The 17,436-nt window shown below is 71.4% G+C and carries 19 protein-coding genes and 2 tRNA genes; 19 read left to right on the top strand and 2 right to left on the bottom strand.

The features are described 5' to 3' along the window. Positions 1 to 151 precede the first annotated feature (151 nt). From ACQXVK_RS09810 to ACQXVK_RS09750, 13 genes are all read left to right on the top strand, one after another. Positions 152 to 1,438, top strand: a complete 1,287-nt coding sequence (locus tag ACQXVK_RS09810) for an ABC transporter substrate-binding protein (RefSeq protein ID WP_430853419.1) — start codon at positions 152 to 154, stop codon at positions 1,436 to 1,438. Between the two features lie 158 nt (positions 1,439 to 1,596). Beyond that, entirely contained in the window at positions 1,597 to 2,571 is a 975-nt protein-coding gene (locus tag ACQXVK_RS09805) for a carbohydrate ABC transporter permease (RefSeq protein ID WP_022906283.1), read from the top strand. Beyond that, positions 2,568 to 3,479 carry a carbohydrate ABC transporter permease gene (locus ACQXVK_RS09800; protein WP_022906284.1) on the top strand — a complete coding sequence of 304 codons (912 nt, stop codon included), beginning with the start codon at positions 2,568 to 2,570 and terminating at the stop codon, positions 3,477 to 3,479. The genes ACQXVK_RS09805 and ACQXVK_RS09800 overlap by 4 nt, the downstream gene beginning before the upstream one ends. A 5-nt stretch (positions 3,480 to 3,484) precedes the next feature. Beyond that, positions 3,485 to 3,934 (top strand): hypothetical protein, encoded by a 450-nt coding sequence (locus ACQXVK_RS09795; protein WP_430853418.1) that lies wholly within the window; start codon positions 3,485 to 3,487, stop codon positions 3,932 to 3,934. Then, on the top strand, positions 3,931 to 4,983 hold the full coding sequence (locus tag ACQXVK_RS09790) for a LacI family DNA-binding transcriptional regulator (protein ID WP_430853417.1): 1,053 nt from the start codon (positions 3,931 to 3,933) through the stop codon (positions 4,981 to 4,983). The genes ACQXVK_RS09795 and ACQXVK_RS09790 overlap by 4 nt, the downstream gene beginning before the upstream one ends. Positions 4,984 to 4,993: 10 nt before the next feature. Next, positions 4,994 to 5,626 carry an MBL fold metallo-hydrolase gene (locus ACQXVK_RS09785; RefSeq protein WP_022906287.1) on the top strand — a complete coding sequence of 211 codons (633 nt, stop codon included), beginning with the start codon at positions 4,994 to 4,996 and terminating at the stop codon, positions 5,624 to 5,626. Positions 5,627 to 5,723: 97 nt separating this feature from the next. Continuing rightward, positions 5,724 to 5,799: transfer RNA gene (locus tag ACQXVK_RS09780), tRNA-Glu, on the top strand. Positions 5,800 to 5,870: 71 nt separating this feature from the next. Further along, positions 5,871 to 5,943, top strand: a tRNA-Glu gene (locus tag ACQXVK_RS09775). A 93-nt stretch (positions 5,944 to 6,036) separates the two neighbouring features. Continuing rightward, positions 6,037 to 6,855: a DNA-formamidopyrimidine glycosylase family protein gene (locus tag ACQXVK_RS09770; protein ID WP_430853416.1), complete on the top strand. Its 819-nt coding sequence runs from the start codon at positions 6,037 to 6,039 to the stop codon at positions 6,853 to 6,855. Further along, a complete protein-coding gene (locus tag ACQXVK_RS09765) occupies positions 6,852 to 7,277 on the top strand; it encodes a RidA family protein (protein WP_031261747.1) in 426 nt (141 codons plus the stop codon). The genes ACQXVK_RS09770 and ACQXVK_RS09765 overlap by 4 nt, the downstream gene beginning before the upstream one ends. A 127-nt stretch (positions 7,278 to 7,404) precedes the next feature. Beyond that, positions 7,405 to 7,950: a fluoride efflux transporter FluC gene (locus ACQXVK_RS09760; protein ID WP_430853415.1), complete on the top strand. Its 546-nt coding sequence runs from the start codon at positions 7,405 to 7,407 to the stop codon at positions 7,948 to 7,950. After that, positions 7,947 to 8,321, top strand: a complete 375-nt coding sequence (crcB, locus tag ACQXVK_RS09755) for a fluoride efflux transporter CrcB (protein WP_022906291.1) — start codon at positions 7,947 to 7,949, stop codon at positions 8,319 to 8,321. The genes ACQXVK_RS09760 and crcB overlap by 4 nt, the downstream gene beginning before the upstream one ends. Then, entirely contained in the window at positions 8,318 to 8,923 is a 606-nt protein-coding gene (locus tag ACQXVK_RS09750) for a histidine phosphatase family protein (protein WP_031261749.1), read from the top strand. The genes crcB and ACQXVK_RS09750 overlap by 4 nt, the downstream gene beginning before the upstream one ends. Before the next feature lie 247 nt (positions 8,924 to 9,170). On the opposite strand, the gene ACQXVK_RS09745 is transcribed toward ACQXVK_RS09750, so the two are convergent. After that, positions 9,171 to 10,238, bottom strand: a complete 1,068-nt coding sequence (locus ACQXVK_RS09745; protein ID WP_430853414.1) for an FUSC family protein — start codon at positions 10,236 to 10,238, stop codon at positions 9,171 to 9,173. 159 nt (positions 10,239 to 10,397) lie between these two features. On the opposite strand from ACQXVK_RS09745, the gene leuC reads away from it, so the two are divergent. From leuC to ACQXVK_RS09715, 6 genes are all read left to right on the top strand, one after another. Further along, positions 10,398 to 11,837 carry a 3-isopropylmalate dehydratase large subunit gene (leuC, locus tag ACQXVK_RS09740; protein ID WP_430853413.1) on the top strand — a complete coding sequence of 480 codons (1,440 nt, stop codon included), beginning with the start codon at positions 10,398 to 10,400 and terminating at the stop codon, positions 11,835 to 11,837. Next, positions 11,837 to 12,433, top strand: a complete 597-nt coding sequence (gene leuD / locus ACQXVK_RS09735; protein ID WP_430853412.1) for a 3-isopropylmalate dehydratase small subunit — start codon at positions 11,837 to 11,839, stop codon at positions 12,431 to 12,433. Before leuC ends, leuD begins: the two co-directional genes overlap by 1 nt. Then, positions 12,433 to 13,800, top strand: coding sequence for a UDP-N-acetylglucosamine 1-carboxyvinyltransferase (murA, locus tag ACQXVK_RS09730; protein WP_402263717.1), 1,368 nt, complete (start codon positions 12,433 to 12,435; stop codon positions 13,798 to 13,800). The genes leuD and murA overlap by 1 nt, the downstream gene beginning before the upstream one ends. Before the next feature lie 5 nt (positions 13,801 to 13,805). Continuing rightward, complete coding sequence (locus ACQXVK_RS09725) at positions 13,806 to 14,627, top strand: lysophospholipid acyltransferase family protein (protein ID WP_430853411.1); 822 nt, start codon at positions 13,806 to 13,808, stop codon at positions 14,625 to 14,627. Positions 14,628 to 14,718: 91 nt separating this feature from the next. Beyond that, a complete protein-coding gene (locus tag ACQXVK_RS09720; protein ID WP_402263851.1) occupies positions 14,719 to 15,732 on the top strand; it encodes an NAD(P)H-dependent glycerol-3-phosphate dehydrogenase in 1,014 nt (337 codons plus the stop codon). A 32-nt stretch (positions 15,733 to 15,764) separates the two neighbouring features. Then, positions 15,765 to 16,874 (top strand): D-alanine--D-alanine ligase family protein, encoded by a 1,110-nt coding sequence (locus ACQXVK_RS09715; protein WP_430853410.1) that lies wholly within the window; start codon positions 15,765 to 15,767, stop codon positions 16,872 to 16,874. A gap of 63 nt (positions 16,875 to 16,937) precedes the next feature. On the opposite strand, the gene ACQXVK_RS09710 is transcribed toward ACQXVK_RS09715, so the two are convergent. Then, positions 16,938 to 17,423 carry a DUF3515 family protein gene (locus ACQXVK_RS09710; RefSeq protein ID WP_430853409.1) on the bottom strand — a complete coding sequence of 162 codons (486 nt, stop codon included), beginning with the start codon at positions 17,421 to 17,423 and terminating at the stop codon, positions 16,938 to 16,940. Positions 17,424 to 17,436: the final 13 nt, after the last annotated feature.

Raw genomic sequence — 17,436 nt, 5'->3', positions numbered from 1 at the left:
TCACGACCAGGTCACGGAGTCGTTGCAACCGGTTGCGTACGGCTGAGAGCGGGCGTAGCTTCCTCCTCCAGCAGGCAGCGTCGCCTGCTCCAGGCAGCGTCGTCGTCACCCGATCGACGTCTCCTGGTGATCTCGATGAGGAGACATCGCTGTGAAGACAACACGCGCCAGGGTGCGGTTCGCATCCGTTGCTGGGGTCGCGGTCATCGGCCTCGTGCTGACCGGGTGCTCGAGCGGCAGCTCGGCATCGGACGACGCCAAGAGCGGCCAGGACAGCCGCGGACCCATCACCTACGTGCAGGGCAAGGACAACTCGAACGTCGTCCGCCCGCTGATCGCGAAGTGGAACAAGGCCCACCCGGACGAGAAGGTCACCTTCAAGGAGCAGTCCGACCAGGCCGACCAGCAGCACGACGACCTCGTCCAGCACTTCCAGGCGAAGGACGCCAACTACGACGTCGTCGACGTCGACGTCGTCTGGACCGCCGAGTTCGCCGCGAAGGGCTGGCTCACGCCGCTCACCGGCAGCATGAAGATCGACACGTCGAAGCTCCTGCCGGCCACCGTGAAGACGGCGACGTACAACGACACGCTGTACGCGGCACCGCAGACCTCCGACGGCGCGCTGCTCTACTACCGCAAGGACCTCGTCAAGACGCCCCCGACCACGTGGGCGGACATGATGAAGGACTGCGACATCGCCAAGCAGGCCGGCATCGGCTGCTACGCCGGCCAGTTCGCGAAGTACGAGGGGCTCACGGTCAACGCCTCCGAGGCGATCAACGGCTCCGGCGGCTCGGTCCTGGGCAAGAGTGGCTCGCCCGACGTCGACTCGTCGGACGCCAAGGCCGGTCTGCAGAACCTGGTCGACGCGTTCAAGGACGGGAACATCCCGGCCGAGGCGATCACCTACCAGGAGGAGCAGGGCCGCACCGCGTTCGAGTCCGGCAAGCTGCTCTTCCTGCGCAACTGGCCGTACGTGTACAACCTCGCCAAGACCGACGGTTCGTCGAAGGTCAAGGACACCTTCGGCATCGCGCCGATCCCCGGCAAGGACGGCACCGGCGCCTCGACGCTCGGCGGGCACAACGCCGCGATCAGCGTGTACTCGAAGCACAAGGCGACCGCGCACGACTTCCTGGAGTTCCTCGAGTCGGACGAGACGCAGAAGTTCTTCGCGACCCAGGGCTCGCTCGCCCCGGTCGTCGGTGACCTCTACACGGACTCCGAGCTCACCAGCAAGCTGCCGTACCTGCCGACGCTGCTCAAGTCGATCGAGTCGGCCGAGCCGCGCCCGGTCACGCCGTTCTACCCGGCCGTGACCAAGGCGATCCAGGACAACACCTACGCCGCCCTCAAGGGCTCCAAGAGCGTCGACGAAGCCCTGAAGGACATGCAGGACGCCCTGAAGACGGCGACCAGCGGCAACGGCAACTAGCCGGTCCACCGCGGCGCACGCCGCACCGGACGGGAGGCGCGGGTCGACCCCGCCCCGCGCCTCCCGTCCTCCTCATCCTGCGTCCCGACACCCGGCAAGGAGGCCGTCACGTGTCAGCAGCAACCGAGATCCCCGCCGCCATCCCCAACCCGACGGGCATGGAGCCGCACAAGCGGCGCAAGGGCGGACTCAACGCCGAGCACGGCCGATGGGCCGTGTACCTCATCGGTCCGACGATCGTGCTCCTCGCCGTCGTCATCGGCTACCCCGTCGTCAGCGCGGTCATCCAGTCGTTCCAGCTCGACGCCGGACTCGACAAGGCGACCGGCCTGTTCGTGCAGGGCGGCTTCGCCGGCGTCACCAACTACGTGCACTGGCTCGGCCAGCAGTGCGGCAACACCGCCTGCCCGCCCGGCAACCTCGGTTCGCAGTTCTGGACCGCGATGGGCAACACGTTCTTCTTCACGGTCGTCACCGTCGCCCTCGAGACGGTGATCGGCGTGTGGATGGCGATCATCATGAACCGCGACTTCAAGGGTCGCGCCTTCGTCCGCGCGGCCATCCTCGTGCCGTGGGCGATCCCGACCGCCGTCACCGCGAAGCTCTGGTACTTCATCTTCGACGCGAACGGTGTCCTCAACCACGTGATCGGGCACCAGGTCCTCTGGTTCTCCGGCGAGTGGGCTTCCCGGTGGGCGATCATCATCGCCGACACGTGGAAGACGACCCCCTTCATGGCGCTGCTCATCCTCGCGGGGCTCCAGCTGATCCCGGACGAGGTCTACGAGGCCGCGAAGATGGACGGCGCGTCGACGATGCAGCGGTTCTGGAACATCACCCTCCCGCTCGTGAAGCCGGCGCTGATGGTCGCGGTGCTCTTCCGTGTCCTCGATGCCCTCCGCATCTACGACCTGATCGCCATCATGACCGGCGGTGGCGGCGGCTCCGGCAACGCGACCGTGTCGCTCTCGGTGCTCGTCGTCGACCAGATCCGGCAGGGCTTCAACTCCGCGTCGGCCCTGTCCACCATCACCTTCCTGGTCGTCTTCATCGTCGCGTTCGTCTTCGTCCGGTTCCTCGGCGCGAACGTCGTCCAGACCCAGGCAGCACAGCAGAAGGGTGAACTCCGATGAGCCTCGCAGCCGACCGACCCCGATCCGCCACCCGGTCCCGCGAGCGCGAGGTCGACCGCACCGAGGTGCGCGTGCAACGACACACCGGGCGGAAGCTGCGCACCGGGATCCAGGCGACCGTCATCGCCGTCTGGTGCCTGTTGCCGTTCTACTGGATGGTCGTGACGAGCTTCCGCGACGTCGGGTTCACGTTCGATCCGACCCCGTGGTTCACGCACGTCACGCTGGACAACTACGCGACGGCGTTCTCGACCGCCCTGGGCAACCACCTGGGACGCGCACTGCTCAACAGTGTGTTCATCGGAGCGGTCGTCACGATCATCGCGCTGCTCGTCGGCACGAGCGCCGCGTACGCCCTGGCCCGCCTCGAGTTCAAGGGCAAGTCGGTCATCGCCGGCGCGATCCTCGCCGCGTCGATGTTCCCCGGCGTCGCGCTCATCTCCCCGCTGTTCCAGCTCTTCACGGACATCGGGTGGATGGGGTCGTACCAGGCGCTCATCCTGCCGAGCATCTCGTTCGTGCTGCCGCTGACGGTCTACACGCTCGCGTCGTTCTTCCGCGAGATGCCGTGGGACCTCGAGGAGGCGGCACGCATCGACGGGTGCACGCGCATCCAGGCGTTCCGGCGGATCATCATGCCGCTGGCCGCGCCCGCCGTGTTCACGACCGCGATCCTGGCGTTCATCTCGTCGTGGAACGAGTACCTCATCTCGTCGCAGCTCTCGAGCGACGCCACCCAGCCGGTCACCGTCGCCATCGCGTCGTTCGCCGGGTCGCAGCCGCACCAGGAGCCGTACACCGCGGTGATGGCGGCGGGCACGATCGTGACGATCCCGCTCGTGATCCTCGTGCTCGTGTTCCAGCGGCGCATCGTGGCCGGCCTCACCGCCGGCGGCGTGAAGGGGTGACGGTCATGGCGCAGCGCGGTCCCACCCGGCCCACGGCCCGGATCGAGGAGGCCATCGGCTTCGTCGGGATGTTCGGGGTCCTGTTCCTCGGCGTCACGGTGTTCTCGGAGGTCACCGGCCGGCCGGCCCTCGGCTGGGCGCTCACCCTCCTCGCCACGGTCCTCGGCGTGGTCGCCCTCGACCGGTGGCGGGTGTCGGTGCTCCGCCGCACGGCGTCGGCCGACGGCATCGGCGGGGCCCCCGCGGCACCGGCGGTCCCGGTCCGTCGGACGTCCTCCAGCCCGGACGGACGCGTCCACCGGCACGTCGGGTGGGACGAGCTCGCACCCGCGGGTCGCCGGGCCGTCCGGACGCGCCGGGACGCGGACGCGTTCCACGGGGCGGACCGTGCGCCGACGTCCGCGCGAGCGCAGGCCGGCCCCGTCGCCGACGTGCGGCGGCCGTCGGACCGGTGACGGGCCTCCCGGGCCGGTCCATGGGCATCCAGGAGATCGCGACCGTCACGGGCCTGTCGAAGTCCACGGTCTCCCGCGCGCTGCGGGGGATGTCGACGGTCGCGGACACCACGATCGACGAGGTGCGACGGGTCGCCGACGAGCTCGGGTACGTCCCGAGCTCGGCGGCGGCCGGTCTCGCCACCGGACGTCAGCGGGCGATCGGCGTCGTCGTCCCCGTGATCGACCGGTGGTTCTACGTCAAGGCCCTCGGCGGGGTCGACGCCGAGCTGCGGCGGGCCGGCTACGACCTGGTGCTGTACAACCTCGGCGGTCCCGGTGGTGACCGGGACCGGGCGTTCCGCCGTTCGATGCTCCGGCACCGCGTCGACGGGCTCGTGCTGCTCTCGCTCGTGCTCGACGAGACCGAGCGCGCCGAGCTCGAGCTCACACGCCACCCGATGATCGTGATCGGCGGGCCGGCGCCCGGACTCCGCAACGTCGGCGTGGACGACGTCGTCGTCGCCGCCGTCGCCGTCGACCACCTGTGCGGCCTCGGCCACCGGGACGTGGCGTACGTCGGCGGGCAGGACGAGGCCGGGATGAACGTCGCGGTGCCGTGGCTGCGGCGGGACGGCTTCGTGGACGCGCTGGCTGCACGGGGGATCGCCGTCCGCGAGGACTGGATCCTCGACGGCCGGTTCTCCTTCGCCGGGGGAGCCGACGCCGGGGCGGCGCTCTTCGACCGGACCCGCGGTGCGGCGATCCCGACCGCGGTCTTCTGCGCGTCCGACGAGATGGCGCTCGGGGTGGTCCTCGCCGCACGTCGAGCCGGCCTCGAGGTGCCCGGCGACGTGTCCGTGATGGGCATCGACGGCCACGAGTACGGCGAGGTCACCGGTCTGACCACGATCGCCCAGGACCCGGTGGCGCAGGGGCGGGTAGCCGCCCGGGCGGTGCTGGAGGAGGTCGACGGCGGCGTCGCGGGCCCGCTGTCGGCGTCCCCGGCACACCTCGTGGTGCGGTCGACGACCGGGCCGGTTCGGCTCCAGGACCCACCGGCCGCGTAGGGTCGCCGGCATGGAGGTCACCAAGCTCGAGCACGCCTGCCAGGTCGTCACCGAGGGCACCGCACGCCTCGTCCTCGACCCGGGTGGCTTCACCCGCCCGGTCGACGTCACCGGGGTCGTCGCCGTGGTCGTCACCCACGAGCACCCCGACCACGTCACGCCCGACCAGGTCCGGCGCATCCTCGACGGCAGTCCCGGAGCCGTCGTCATCGGCCCCGCCGGGGTCGCGCGTGCCCTCGACGGGGTCGTCGCGGTCGACGTCGTCACGGCCGGGGACCGGCGCACCGTCGGCCCGTTCGACCTCACCTTCCACGGCACGCGGCACAACGTGATCCACTCGAGCGTCCCGGTCGTCGACAACACCGGTGTCCTCGTGAACGGCCGGCTGTTCCACCCCGGTGACTCGTACACCGTCCCCGACGTGCCGGTCGAGGTCCTCGCCGCGCCCGTCGGTGCCCCGTGGCTCAAGGTCGCCGAGATGATGGACTACGTGCTCGCGGTCGCACCCCGGCGGGCCTACCCCGTGCACGAGGCGACCCTGTCCGACGTCGGCCTCGACATGCACACCGGTCGCCTCCGCGAGGCGGTGGAGCCGTCCGGCTCACTCGTCGTGCTGCAGCCGGGCGAATCGTTCACGATCTGAGCGCACATGCCCGCCGCGGCATGGCGGCGCACCCGGGCGACACGCCTCGTTTTGGCACGGCGGACCGCTTGTGCCATACTTGTCGAGTTGTCGGAACGGCCCCATCGTATAGCGGCCTAGTACGTCGCCCTCTCACGGCGGTAACGCGGGTTCGAATCCCGCTGGGGTCACCACAGGTGGCTAGCCTCCGACTCCGGCAACGACCATGACCCCCGCTCCAGGGCGGGGGATTCCCATGTGTGACGGCCCCATCGTATAGCGGCCTAGTACGTCGCCCTCTCACGGCGGTAACGCGGGTTCGAATCCCGCTGGGGTCACACCACCACGAACGCCCTCCGGTCCGCCGGGGGGCGTTTCGTCGTCCACGAGGCTCCGTCGCCGGTGTCAGTCGCCCCCGGTACGGTCGCCGCATGCCCGAAGGCGACTCGGTGTTCCGCCTCGCCGCGCGACTGCGGCAGGTCGACGGTGCGCTCATCCGGTCCGGCGAACTCCGTGGCGGGCCCACTGCCGGTCGCGCGCTCGGCGGCCGCACCGTCGTCGGCCACGCGACCCACGGCAAGCACCTGCTCACGCGGTTCGACGACCGGACGACGCTGCACACGCACATGCGCACGACGGGCTCGTGGACGCTCACCGCACCCGGTCGACGGCTCCCCGCGCACGCCGTGGCCGAGGCTCGGGTGCGGATGGCGTTCGAGGACGGCCGAACGCTGTGGGGCATCGCACTCCCCGTCGTCGAGCACGTCGCCACCGCCGACGAGGCACGCGTGCTCGGACCGCTCGGACCCGACCTGCTGCACGACGACTTCGACCGGGACGCCGCCGTCGCCCGGTTCGCCGCTCGTCCGGGCCGGACGATCCGCGCCGCACTGCTCGACCAGCGCACCGTCGCCGGGCTCGGCAACCTCTGGGTCGGGGAGCTCTGCTTCCTCCGCGGGGTCCACCCCGACACCCTGGTGGAGCGGGTCGACCTGCCGGCGATGCTCGACCTCGCCCGCCGGATGCTCGTGCACTCGGCGACGGTGCCGTCCGCGTACCAGGTCACCACCGGGCGCCCGGGCCGCGGAACCCGCCACTGGGTCGTCGGTCGCGCCGGCCGACCGTGCCTGCGGTGCCGGACGCCCGTCGTGGCACGGGACGACGTCGAGCGCCCCGGATCGCCGTCGCGCCGGGTCTGGTGGTGCCCACGGTGCCAGCCGATCGGTGGGTCGGCCACACTGGGCCGATGACCAGTGTGGTGCAGCTCATCCGGTCCGGTGCCCTCAGCGACGTCGCGGAGTACGCGGACGCCGCGTCCGTCCCCGCGGGCAGCCGGCTCGTCTTCCTCGCCGGAGCCTGCCCGCTCGACGCCGACGGCCGCACGGTGGGCGTGGGGGACGTCCGCGCCCAGGCGGCGCAGTGCGTCGAGAACCTCACGACCGCGCTCGCCGCGGCCGGGGCCGGCGTCACCGACCTCGCGCAGACCCGGGTCCTCGTCGCCTCGACGCGGCAGGCGGACCTCGTGGCGGCGTGGCAGGTCGTCCGCGCCGCGATGGGCGACCACGACGTGCCGAGCACGCTGCTCGGGGTGACCGTCCTCGGCTACGACGACCAGCTCGTCGAGATCGAGGGGATCGCGGCCGTCGCGGACCACCCAGCGCCGACGCGCTAGTCTGATCCCGTCGTCAGACCCGGCAGTGGGGCCTGCCGGACCCAACCGCGGTCACCCGCCAACGGTCCCTATCCCGAGAACACCGCACGCGCGGAGACGATCCGGCGTGCTCGGCGATAGGAGCACCGTGACCGACGACCACCGACGACGCCCGACCGACTCCGGCAGCATCCCTATCGACCCGGACGTCGAGGTCGAGGAGACCGACACCCGTCCGGACCGACCGGTCCACCTCCGCTGGTCCGCCCTCGCCACGGTCGCGGTCGGCGGCGCCCTCGGCACCGGCGTCCGCGCGGTCCTCGCCGAGGCGTTCCCGGCGCACGACGGCGTCAGCTGGGTGGTCCTCGCGATCAACGTCACCGGGGCCTTCGTCCTCGGGCTGCTGCTCGAGGCACTCGCCCACCGCGGGCCGGACGTCGGCCGACGCCGGACCCTCCGGCTGTTCGTCGGCACCGGGGTGCTCGGCGGCTTCACGACCTACAGCACGCTGGCGGACGACACCGCGCAGCTGCTCGACGCCGGACGCTGGGGCGCCGGGAGCGGGTACGCGCTGCTCAGCGTCGCGGCGGGGCTCGTCGCGGTCGTCGCTGGCCTGTGGGTCGCGGCGCTCGTCCGGCCCCGGGCGACTGCCGCACCGGCGCGGTCCGCGGACACCACCGGGGGCGACCGGTGAGCCCCCTCGAACTGCTCCTCGTCGCGGTCGGCGGGGGCGTCGGTGCCGCGCTGCGCTTCGTCCTCGACGGCGCCGTGAAGGCCCGCGTCTCCGGCTTCCCGCTCGGCACCCTCGTCATCAACGTCACCGGATCGCTCGTCCTCGGGGTCCTGACCGGCCTCGGCCAGGCGGGGACGATCCCGCTCGCGTCGGTCGCCGTGCTCGGAACGGGCATGATGGGTGGGTACACGACGTTCTCGACGGCGAGCGTCGAGACCGTACAGCTCCTCCGATCCGGCAAGCCCCGGCTCGCCGTCCTGAACGGCCTCGGGATGCTCGTCGTCTCGGTCGGCGCAGCCGCGCTCGGCCTCTGGCTCGGAAGGAACACATGACCTCGGAACGCCCCGGCGAACTCGTCCTCGTCCGTCACGGAGAGACGGAGTGGTCGAAGAGCGGGCAGCACACCGGCCGCACCGACATCCCGCTCACCGACAACGGGATCGAGCAGGCGAAGCGCGCCGGCCGGTACCTGGCGGACCGCACGTTCGCGTTGGCGCTGTCCAGCCCGCTCCAGCGCGCCCGAGACACGGCCGCCCTGATCGGGCTCGACCCGGAGCTCGACGAGGACCTCTACGAGTGGGACTACGGCGCCTACGAGGGACTCACCACGCCGCAGATCAAGGTGCTCCGGCACGGTCCGTGGGACCTCTGGGCCGACGGGGTCCCCGCGGGTGACACCCCCGGCGAGAACGCCGCCGAGGTCCGGGTGCGCGTGGAGCGGGTGCTCGACCAGGTCCGGCCGGTGCTCGCCGAGGGGCAGGACGCCGTCATCGTCGCGCACGGTCACGTCCTGCGTGCCCTCGGCGCCGCGTGGATCCGGCTCGCCCCTCAGGACGGCGCCGTGCTGAAGCTCGGGACGGCCACCGTCAGCGTCCTCGGCTACGAGCACGGCCGCCCGGTCATCGACGCCTGGAACATCCAGCCGCGCGACTGACGCGGTGGTCCGCCTCGCGGAGGCACGGCGCGGTGGTCGCGACCACGGACGGACGGGAGGCGCGGGTCGGCGCCGCCACGCGCCTCCCGTCCGTCGTCAGCGCCCGTTCCTTCCCATGTCGCACGCGGTGGCAAGCGAAACCGGGCGTACCTGGTCGGAAGGAACGACCAGGTACGCCCGATTCGACCAGGTACGCCGGGAGCGGGCGCGGGCGCCGCGCGCGGCGCCGCGGGCGGGCGCGCGCGGGTCAGACGGTGCGGATCGCGCTCGTCGCGCCCAGCGCGCGACCGCGCCGCCGCTCGATCCCACGCCCCACGAACAGCAGTGCGACGCTGACGAGCGCCCCGAGCGTCGTCTGCGCGACGCGGTCGAGCGCGAGGAGTTCCGGCGCCTCGGGCAGGCTCAGCCACGACACGGCGAGCGCGAGCGGTGTGAGGAAGAGCAGGCACACGGCGTAGTGCCGGGCGACGAAGATCTCGGCGAAGAACTGGCCGACGACGGCGATCACGACGATCCACCACGCCGACGGCTCCAGCAGCAGGATCCCCACGGCGATCACGGTGCCGCCGAGCGTGCCGATGAACCGCTGGAAGGCGCGGAACACCGTGTGCCGCTGCCGGAGCGCGGGGAGCGTCGACACGACCGCGATGACCGCCCAGTACGGGTGCCCGAGCCCCGGGATCGTCTCGGCGACGGCCCCGGCGACGAGCGCTCCGACCAAGTTGAGGGCCACGGTCTCCCACAGCGCGGGCGTCCGGAGCACCGCGAGCGAACGGTGCTTGCGCTCCGCCAGCGGCCGGAACCGGTGGGGTGTGCGCGGGTGGAGCACCAGCCGGAGCACCGAGCCGGACATCGCCACGAGCCACGCCCACACGACCGAGCAGACGATGATCGTCGCGATGACGGGGAGGTCCGCCGGGCGCACCGGGACGAGCGACGACACGAGGAACGCGAACACCGGGAAGATCGGCTGGGCCGGGATCGTGCGGAGCACGCTCAGTGTGCCGACGGCGACGACGAGCACGAGGACCAGCCCCACGGCCTGCATCCAGAGCTGCCCGCCGGCGAGGGCGACCCCGATGCCCGCGGTCATGCACAGCGCCTGCATGCCACCGGCGACTCCGGTGGTGACCGCGCGCTGCCGGTAGGGCTCGGTGGCGCCGAAGATCGCCGTGAAGCCGGCGAACATGGCGAAGGCGGCGTACCCGGGCATGTCGAGGGCGATGAGCAGTGCGAGCGGGGCGCCGCCGGCGACCGCGGCGCGGGCCGCGCCCTCGAGGTTGATGGTCCGGGTCGAGTGCGCAGGGGTCGTCATGTCGTGACCATCTTCCCACCGCGACGGGTGTCGCGGAGTCGGCCCGCGCCTCCAGGCCGCCGGTCGGCGCGGGAGCACGTTGGTATACCAACCTGCTAGACTCGCCGCACCGAACCGCGACAGCGGTTCGTCGACGACAACGAGGAAGGGTCGCACCCGATGGGAAAGACGCTCGCCGAGAAGGTGTGGGACGACCACGTCGTGGTCAAGGGCGAGGACGGCAACCCCGACCTCCTCTACATCGACCTCCACCTCGTGCACGAGGTCACGAGCCCGCAGGCGTTCGACGGCCTGCGCCAGGCCGGTCGGCCGGTGCGCCGCCTCGACCTGACCATCGCGACCGAGGACCACAACACCCCGACGATCGCGATCGACCGTCCCATCGCGGACCCGACCAGCCGGACCCAGATCGAGACGCTGCGCCGCAACTGCGAGGAGTTCGGCGTCCGCCTGCACTCGCTGGGCGACAAGGAGCAGGGCATCGTCCACGTGGTCGGCCCGCAGCTCGGCCTGACGATGCCGGGCATCACGGTCGTCTGCGGCGACTCGCACACCTCGACCCACGGGGCCTTCGGTGCGATGGCCTTCGGCATCGGCACGAGCGAGGTCGAGCACGTCCTCGCGACCCAGACCCTGCCGCTCAAGCCCTTCAAGACCATGGCGATCACGGTCGAGGGCACCCTCCGACCCGGGGTCACGGCGAAGGACATCATCCTCGCCGTCATCGCGAAGATCGGCACCGGTGGCGGGCAGGGCTACGTGCTCGAGTACCGCGGCTCGGCGATCCGTGCCCTCTCGATGGAGGGCCGCATGACCATCTGCAACATGTCGATCGAGGCCGGTGCCCGTGCCGGCATGGTCGCCCCCGACCAGACCACGTACGACTACGTGCAGGGCCGCGACCACGCGCCCACGGGGCAGGACTGGGACGACGCCGTCGCGTACTGGGACACCCTGTCGACCGACGACGACGCGGTGTTCGACGCCGAGGTGTTCATCGACGCCGACGCCCTCGAGCCCTTCGTCACCTGGGGCACGAACCCCGGTCAGGGCGTCTCGCTCTCCGAGAGCGTCCCGGACCCGGCCAGCTACAGCGACCCCAACGACCAGGCCGCAGCGCAGCGTGCCCTCGAGTACATGGACATCGCCGCCGGCACCCCGATGAAGGAGATCGCGGTCGACGCGGTGTTCATGGGCTCGTGCACGAACTCCCGGATCGAGGACCTGCGGGCCTTCGCGTCGGTCATCAAGGGCCGCACGAAGGCCGACGGCGTGCGGGTCATGGTCGTGCCGGGGTCCGCCCGGGTGCGGCTCGAGGCCGAGGCCGAGGGACTCGACAAGGTGTTCACGGACTTCGGTGCCGAGTGGCGGTTCGCCGGCTGCTCGATGTGCCTCGGCATGAACCCCGACCAGCTCGCGCCGGGGGAGCGCTGCGCGAGCACCTCCAACCGCAACTTCGAGGGACGCCAGGGCAAGGGCGGTCGCACCCACCTCGTGTCGCCGCTCGTCGCCGCGGCCACCGCCGTGCGCGGCACGCTCTCCAGCCCGTGGGACCTGGAGACGTCCGAGTCGAACGCCGTCCTGGAAGGGGCACACTGATGGACAAGATCTCGACCGTCACCGGCATTGCCGCACCGCTCGAGCGGTCCAACGTCGACACCGACCAGATCATCCCCGCCGTCTACCTCAAGCGGGTGACGAAGACCGGCTTCGAGGACGCCCTGTTCTCCGGCTGGCGTCAGGACACCGAGTTCGTGCTGAACCAGCCCGCGTACCAGGGCGCCAAGGTGCTGGTCGCCGGACCGGACTTCGGCACCGGGTCGTCGCGCGAGCACGCCGTCTGGGCGCTCCGCGACTTCGGGTTCCGGGTCGTCATCTCGCCCCGGTTCGCGGACATCTTCAAGGGCAACGCGGGCAAGCAGGGCCTCGTCACCGCGATCGTGACCGAACCGGAAGTCGAGCGGCTCTGGGCCGAGATCGAGGCGAACCCCGGCATCGAGGCGACCGTCGACCTGGTGGCCCAGCGCGTGTCGCTCGGCGAGGTGGACGTCCCGTTCGAGATCGACGCTTACACTCGTTGGCGGTTGATGGAAGGGCTCGACGACATCGGGCTCACCCTCCGTGACGAGACCTCGATCACGGAGTTCGAATCCCGCCGCTCCAGATGGCGGCCGAAGACATTGCCGGTGAAGTAGTGAACTCTCTCGTACAGGACGCAGCGGCCGCAGGGGCGCGCGTGGGCCTCAAGTCGGACGAGATCGTCATCCGCGGGGGCAAGCCGCTCGTGGGACGCATCGAGGTCCGTGGGGCGAAGAACCTCGCGACCAAGGCCATGGTGGCGTCGCTGCTCGGTGACACCCCGTCGATCCTCAAGGACGTCCCGGACATCTCCGACGTCAAGGTCGTCCGCGGGCTGCTCGAGGTGCACGGCGTGCGCATCACCGATCCTGCACGAGGCGAGCTCATCCTCGACCCGTCGAACGTCGAGTCGGCGCACTTCGCCGAGATCGACGCCCACGCCGGCTCGAGCCGCATCCCGATCCTGTTCTGCGGCCCGCTGCTGCACCGGCTCGGCGAGGCGTTCATCCCCGACCTCGGCGGCTGCCGCATCGGCGACCGCCCGATCGACTTCCACCTCGACGCCCTCCGCGCCATGGGTGCGGTCGTCGACAAGCAGGTCAACGGCATCCACCTGACCGCGCCGGACGGTCTCCGGGGCGCGAAGATCGAGCTGCCGTACCCGAGCGTCGGGGCGACGGAGCAGGTGCTGCTCTCGTCGGTCCTCGCCACGGGCGTCACCGAGCTCCGCAACGCCGCGATCGAGCCCGAGATCATGGACCTCATCGCGATCCTGCAGAAGATGGGCGCAATCGTCACGGTCGAGCCGAACCGCACGATCTTCATCGAGGGCGTCGAGTCGCTCCGCGGGTACACCCACCGTGCGATCAACGACCGCAACGAGGCCGCCAGCTGGGCCTCCGCAGCGCTCGCGACCAACGGCGACATCTTCGTCGAGGGCGCGAAGCAGCAGGAGCTCATGACGTTCCTCAACGTCTTCCGCAAGGTCGGCGGCGGGTTCGACATCCAGGAGGACGGCATCCGCTTCTACCGCGAGCGCGAGGTCCTGCGCCCCGTGGTCGTCGAGACGGACGTGCACCCCGGGTTCATGACCGACTGGCAGCAGCCGCTCATCGTGGCGCTGACGCAGGCCGACGGGCAGAGCATCGTGCACGAGACCGTGTACGAGAACCGCTTCGGCTTCACCGACGCGCTGAACGAGATGGGCGCCGACATCGTGGTCCACAAGGAGGGGCTCCCCGGGCACGACCGCCGGGTCGCCCGTCGTCCGTTCGAGCAGGCCGCGGTCATCACCGGCCCGACGACGCTGCACGCGGCGGACGTCCGCGTGCCGGACCTGCGCGGCGGCTTCAGCCACCTCATCGCGGCGCTGACCGCCGAGGGCGAGTCGCGGATCTCCAACGTCGGCATCATCAGCCGCGGCTACGAGCACTTCATCCCGAAGCTCCGCAAGCTCGGCGCCGACTTCGACTTCGCGGGGTAGGCGCGGTGTCGACTCCCGCTGGTGACGGCCAGGAGGCGCGGCGCGCCTCCGCCTCGCAGGTCACCACCGGCATGCCCGTCCCCGGGCGCCGGTGGCGCCGTGGCGAGCTGAACACGGCCTTCCGGATCCTCGCGACCGTGGTCATCCCGACCTTCCGCTTCTCGGCGCGCTACCACTGGCACGGTCCGAACCGGTTGCCGGCCGAGGGCGCGTTCGTGCTCGCACCGAACCACTTCACGAACATCGACCCGCTCGTCGTGGGCACGGCGGTCTGGCTGTCCCGCCGGGCGCCGCGCTTCCTCGCGAAGGCGTCGCTGTTCAAGGTCCCGGTCTTCGGCAAGATCATGTCCGGCATGGGCCAGATCCCCGTCGAGCGTTCCGGGCGCACCCGGCTGAGCGACCCGCTCGGCGGCGGCCGGTCGCTCATCGAGCAGGGCGGCGCGATCATCGTCTACCCCGAGGGCACCCTCACCCGTGACCCGGACCTGTGGCCGATGCGCGGCAAGACCGGTGCGGTGCGGATCGCCCTCGAGAACGACGTCCCGCTCATCCCGATGGCCCACTGGGGCACGCAGAACATCATGGCGCGGTACGGCAAGAAGCTCCGGCTGATCCCGCCGTCCCGCGTGGACGTCATCGTCGGCGACCCCGTCGACCTCTCGCCGTACCGCGGCAGGCCGATCGACCAGCAGACGCTCGTCGCGGCCACCGAGCTCCTGATGCAGCACATCACCGCGCTGCTCGAGGAGATCCGCGGGCAGCAGGCGCCCGAGACCCGCTGGGATCCGGCGGCGAACAACCAGAAGGAGACCGGCCGGTTTGAGTGAGCACGGACCGGGCCTCCGCCCGCACGACGACCACCCGGACCCCGCGGTCGCAGCCCCCGGAGCGGTGGACACCGCCGCGATCCGCGTAGTCATGCAGTCGACCGACAAGCCGCGCGTCGCCGTCATCGGTGCCGGCAGCTGGGGGACCACGTTCGCCAAGGTCCTCGCCGAGGGCGGAGCGTCGACCGTCGTGTGGGCGCGGCGGGCCGAGGTCGCGCGGGAGATCACCGAGACCAAGCGGAACTCGGACTACCTGCCCGGGATCAACCTGCCCCGCACCCTCACCGCGTCGACGTCCCTCGCCGAGGTGCTCGACGGCGCGTCGCAGGTGTACGTGTCGGTGCCGTCGCAGTCCCTGCGCTCGAACCTCGCCGCGATCCGCGAGCTGCTCGCGCCGGACGTCCCCGTCGTCAGCCTGATGAAGGGCGTGGAGAAGGGCACCGGACTCCGCATGAGCGAGGTCCTGCACGAGGGCCTCGGCATCGACCGCGACCGCATCGCGGTGGCGAGCGGCCCGAACCTGGCGCTCGAGATCGCCCGGCGGCAGCCCACCGCGGCCGTCGTGTCGTCGTCGTCGGCCGAGACCGCGAGCGCGGTGGCCGCCGTCGCCACGAACCCGTACTTCCGGTCGTTCATCAACACCGACGTCATCGGCACCGAGTTCGGCGGGGTGCTGAAGAACCTCATCGCCGTCGCGATCGGCATCGTCGACGGTGTCGGCTACGGCGAGAACACCAAGGCGTCCATCATCACCCGGGGTCTGGCCGAGATGACCGACTTCGCGGTGTCGCTCGGCGCGCAGCCGTCGACGCTGTCCGGGCTCGCCGGCCTCGGCGACCTCATCGCGACCTGCCAGTCGCCGCTCTCGCGGAACAACACCGCCGGCCGGCTGCTCGGTCAGGGGTACCGCTTCGACGAGGTCGTCCGGCAGATGAACCAGACGGCGGAGGGGCTGGCGTCGGTCGCGCCGATCCTCGAGCTCGCCGCTGCCAACGGCGTCGACATGCCCATCGTGGGGCAGGTCGCCGAGGTCCTCGCCGGTAGGCTCGATCCGCGCAACATCGCGCCGCACCTCACCGAGACCGACGAGCCCCAGGGCGAGTGACCGGTCCGGCCCCGACCACCAAGAGGACTGCCATGCCCACGATCGCCGAGGAGACACCCGTGTCCACGACCACCGTCGCCGTGCTGTTCGGTGGCCGTTCGAGCGAGCACGAGATCAGCTGCGTGACCGCGGGCGGGATCATGGACGTCGTCGACCGGGCCGAGTACGACCTCGTCCCGATCGGCATCACGAAGGACGGCGCGTTCACGCTCCAGTCCGACGACCCGGCGCAGTGGGCGCTGCGGGACGGCACGCTCCCCACGGTCCCGGACAACGGCACCCGCGTGGCGTTCCCGACCTCGCCCGCTTCGAACGAGCTCGTGGTGTCGCACCCGGACGGATCGGTCTCGACGATCGCCGTCGACATCGTGTTCCCGATCCTGCACGGTCCGTTCGGCGAGGACGGCACCGTCCAGGGCCTCCTCGAGATCGCCGGTCTGCCGTACGTCGGGGACGGGGTGCTCGCCAGCGCCCTGGCCATGGACAAGCACGTCGCCAAGGCGGTCCTCGAGCACGCCGGGCTCCGCGTCGCGCCGTGGACGACGGTGCTCCGGCGCGAGTGGTCGGCCGACCCGGTCGACGTCGCCGAGACGATCGCCGCGCACGGGTGGCCGCTGTTCGTGAAGCCCGCGCGTGCGGGTTCGAGCATGGGCGTTTCCCGCGTGGACGGTCCCGAGGAGCTCGGCGCGGCGATGGACCTGGCGTTCGAGCACGACTCCAAGGTCATCGTCGAGCCCCGCGTGATCGGCCGTGAGGTCGAGGTCGCGGTGCTCGAGGGCCGTGACGGTGTGCCGCGCACGAGCCTGCCGGGCGAGATCGTCGTCGCCGAGGACGGCTTCTACGACTTCGCCTCGAAGTACCTGGGCGGCGACGAGTCGCTGCTCTGCCCGGCCCCGCTGACCGAGGCGGAGACCGACAAGATCCGCTCGATCGGTGCCCGTGCGTTCGAGGCGATCGGCGGCGCCGGCCTCGCCCGGGTCGACTGCTTCCTCACCGACGACGGCTTCGTCGTGAACGAGGTCAACACGATGCCGGGGTTCACGCCGCTGTCCATGTACCCGCGCTGCTGGGCGGCGTCCGGGGTGTCCTACGGCGAGCTCGTCCGCGAACTCATCGAGCTGGGGCGCGCGGCGGTCCGCTGAGGCGCCTGCACCCGCGTGCGGCCGGAGCCGCGCCCGCGGTTCAGCCGGTGACGTGCCCGCGGCTCAGCCGGTGACGTCGGACGGGTCGAGGCAGCGGTGCCCGTCCTTCGGCAGGGTCGACACCGCGTCGGTGACGTCCTGGACGACCTGGTTCGTGGTCTTCGTCGCGTCGATGACGAGCTGGACCGCCGGGGACCGACCGAAGGTCGTGTAGACGATCTGCTCCCCGCGGTCGTCGCGGATCCAGTCGACGTCGCCGAGCGAGAAGCACGGCAGGTCGGACACCGTCGGCACCGCCACGCCGCAGTGGTACAGCGCCACCTCGGGATCGCCCCACGCCGCGGTCGACTGGGCGTTCGTGTTCCGCAGGTCGAACTTCGAGTCGACCGCCGCCGGCAGCCGGACCTGGACGGCGGCGCACGCGGCGGCGTCGGCGGAGGGGGCCGGGGACATCGCGACGGCGTTCGTGCAGCCGGTCAGCCCGGCGGCGACGGCGATCACGACGCCCGCGGTCGCGAGCTTCCGGAGGGGGCGGCGCACGGTGTCCATCGACGTCCAGGCT

This window comes from Curtobacterium sp. AB451, assembly GCF_050585845.1.
In the GTDB taxonomy this organism is placed as follows: domain Bacteria; phylum Actinomycetota; class Actinomycetes; order Actinomycetales; family Microbacteriaceae; genus Curtobacterium.
The sequence above is the reverse complement of the archived record's forward strand: the minus strand, read 5'-3'. Positions and strand labels throughout refer to the sequence as shown.

What these genes read in the sequence shown, in the direction of transcription:
- ACQXVK_RS09805 (WP_022906283.1), top strand. Translation starts at nt 1,597, where the DNA reads ATGGAGCCGCACAAGCGGCGCAAGGGCGGACTCAACGCCGAGCACGGC.
- ACQXVK_RS09800 (WP_022906284.1), top strand. Translation starts at nt 2,568, where the DNA reads ATGAGCCTCGCAGCCGACCGACCCCGATCCGCCACCCGGTCCCGCGAG.
- ACQXVK_RS09795 (WP_430853418.1), top strand. Translation starts at nt 3,485, where the DNA reads ATGGCGCAGCGCGGTCCCACCCGGCCCACGGCCCGGATCGAGGAGGCC.
- ACQXVK_RS09785 (WP_022906287.1), top strand. Translation starts at nt 4,994, where the DNA reads ATGGAGGTCACCAAGCTCGAGCACGCCTGCCAGGTCGTCACCGAGGGC.
- ACQXVK_RS09770 (WP_430853416.1), top strand. Translation starts at nt 6,037, where the DNA reads ATGCCCGAAGGCGACTCGGTGTTCCGCCTCGCCGCGCGACTGCGGCAG.
- ACQXVK_RS09765 (WP_031261747.1), top strand. Translation starts at nt 6,852, where the DNA reads ATGACCAGTGTGGTGCAGCTCATCCGGTCCGGTGCCCTCAGCGACGTC.
- ACQXVK_RS09750 (WP_031261749.1), top strand. Translation starts at nt 8,318, where the DNA reads ATGACCTCGGAACGCCCCGGCGAACTCGTCCTCGTCCGTCACGGAGAG.
- ACQXVK_RS09745 (WP_430853414.1), bottom strand. Translation starts at nt 10,238, where the DNA reads ATGACGACCCCTGCGCACTCGACCCGGACCATCAACCTCGAGGGCGCG.
- leuC (WP_430853413.1), top strand. Translation starts at nt 10,398, where the DNA reads ATGGGAAAGACGCTCGCCGAGAAGGTGTGGGACGACCACGTCGTGGTC.
- leuD (WP_430853412.1), top strand. Translation starts at nt 11,837, where the DNA reads ATGGACAAGATCTCGACCGTCACCGGCATTGCCGCACCGCTCGAGCGG.
- ACQXVK_RS09720 (WP_402263851.1), top strand. Translation starts at nt 14,719, where the DNA reads ATGCAGTCGACCGACAAGCCGCGCGTCGCCGTCATCGGTGCCGGCAGC.
- ACQXVK_RS09715 (WP_430853410.1), top strand. Translation starts at nt 15,765, where the DNA reads ATGCCCACGATCGCCGAGGAGACACCCGTGTCCACGACCACCGTCGCC.
- ACQXVK_RS09710 (WP_430853409.1), bottom strand. Translation starts at nt 17,423, where the DNA reads ATGGACACCGTGCGCCGCCCCCTCCGGAAGCTCGCGACCGCGGGCGTC.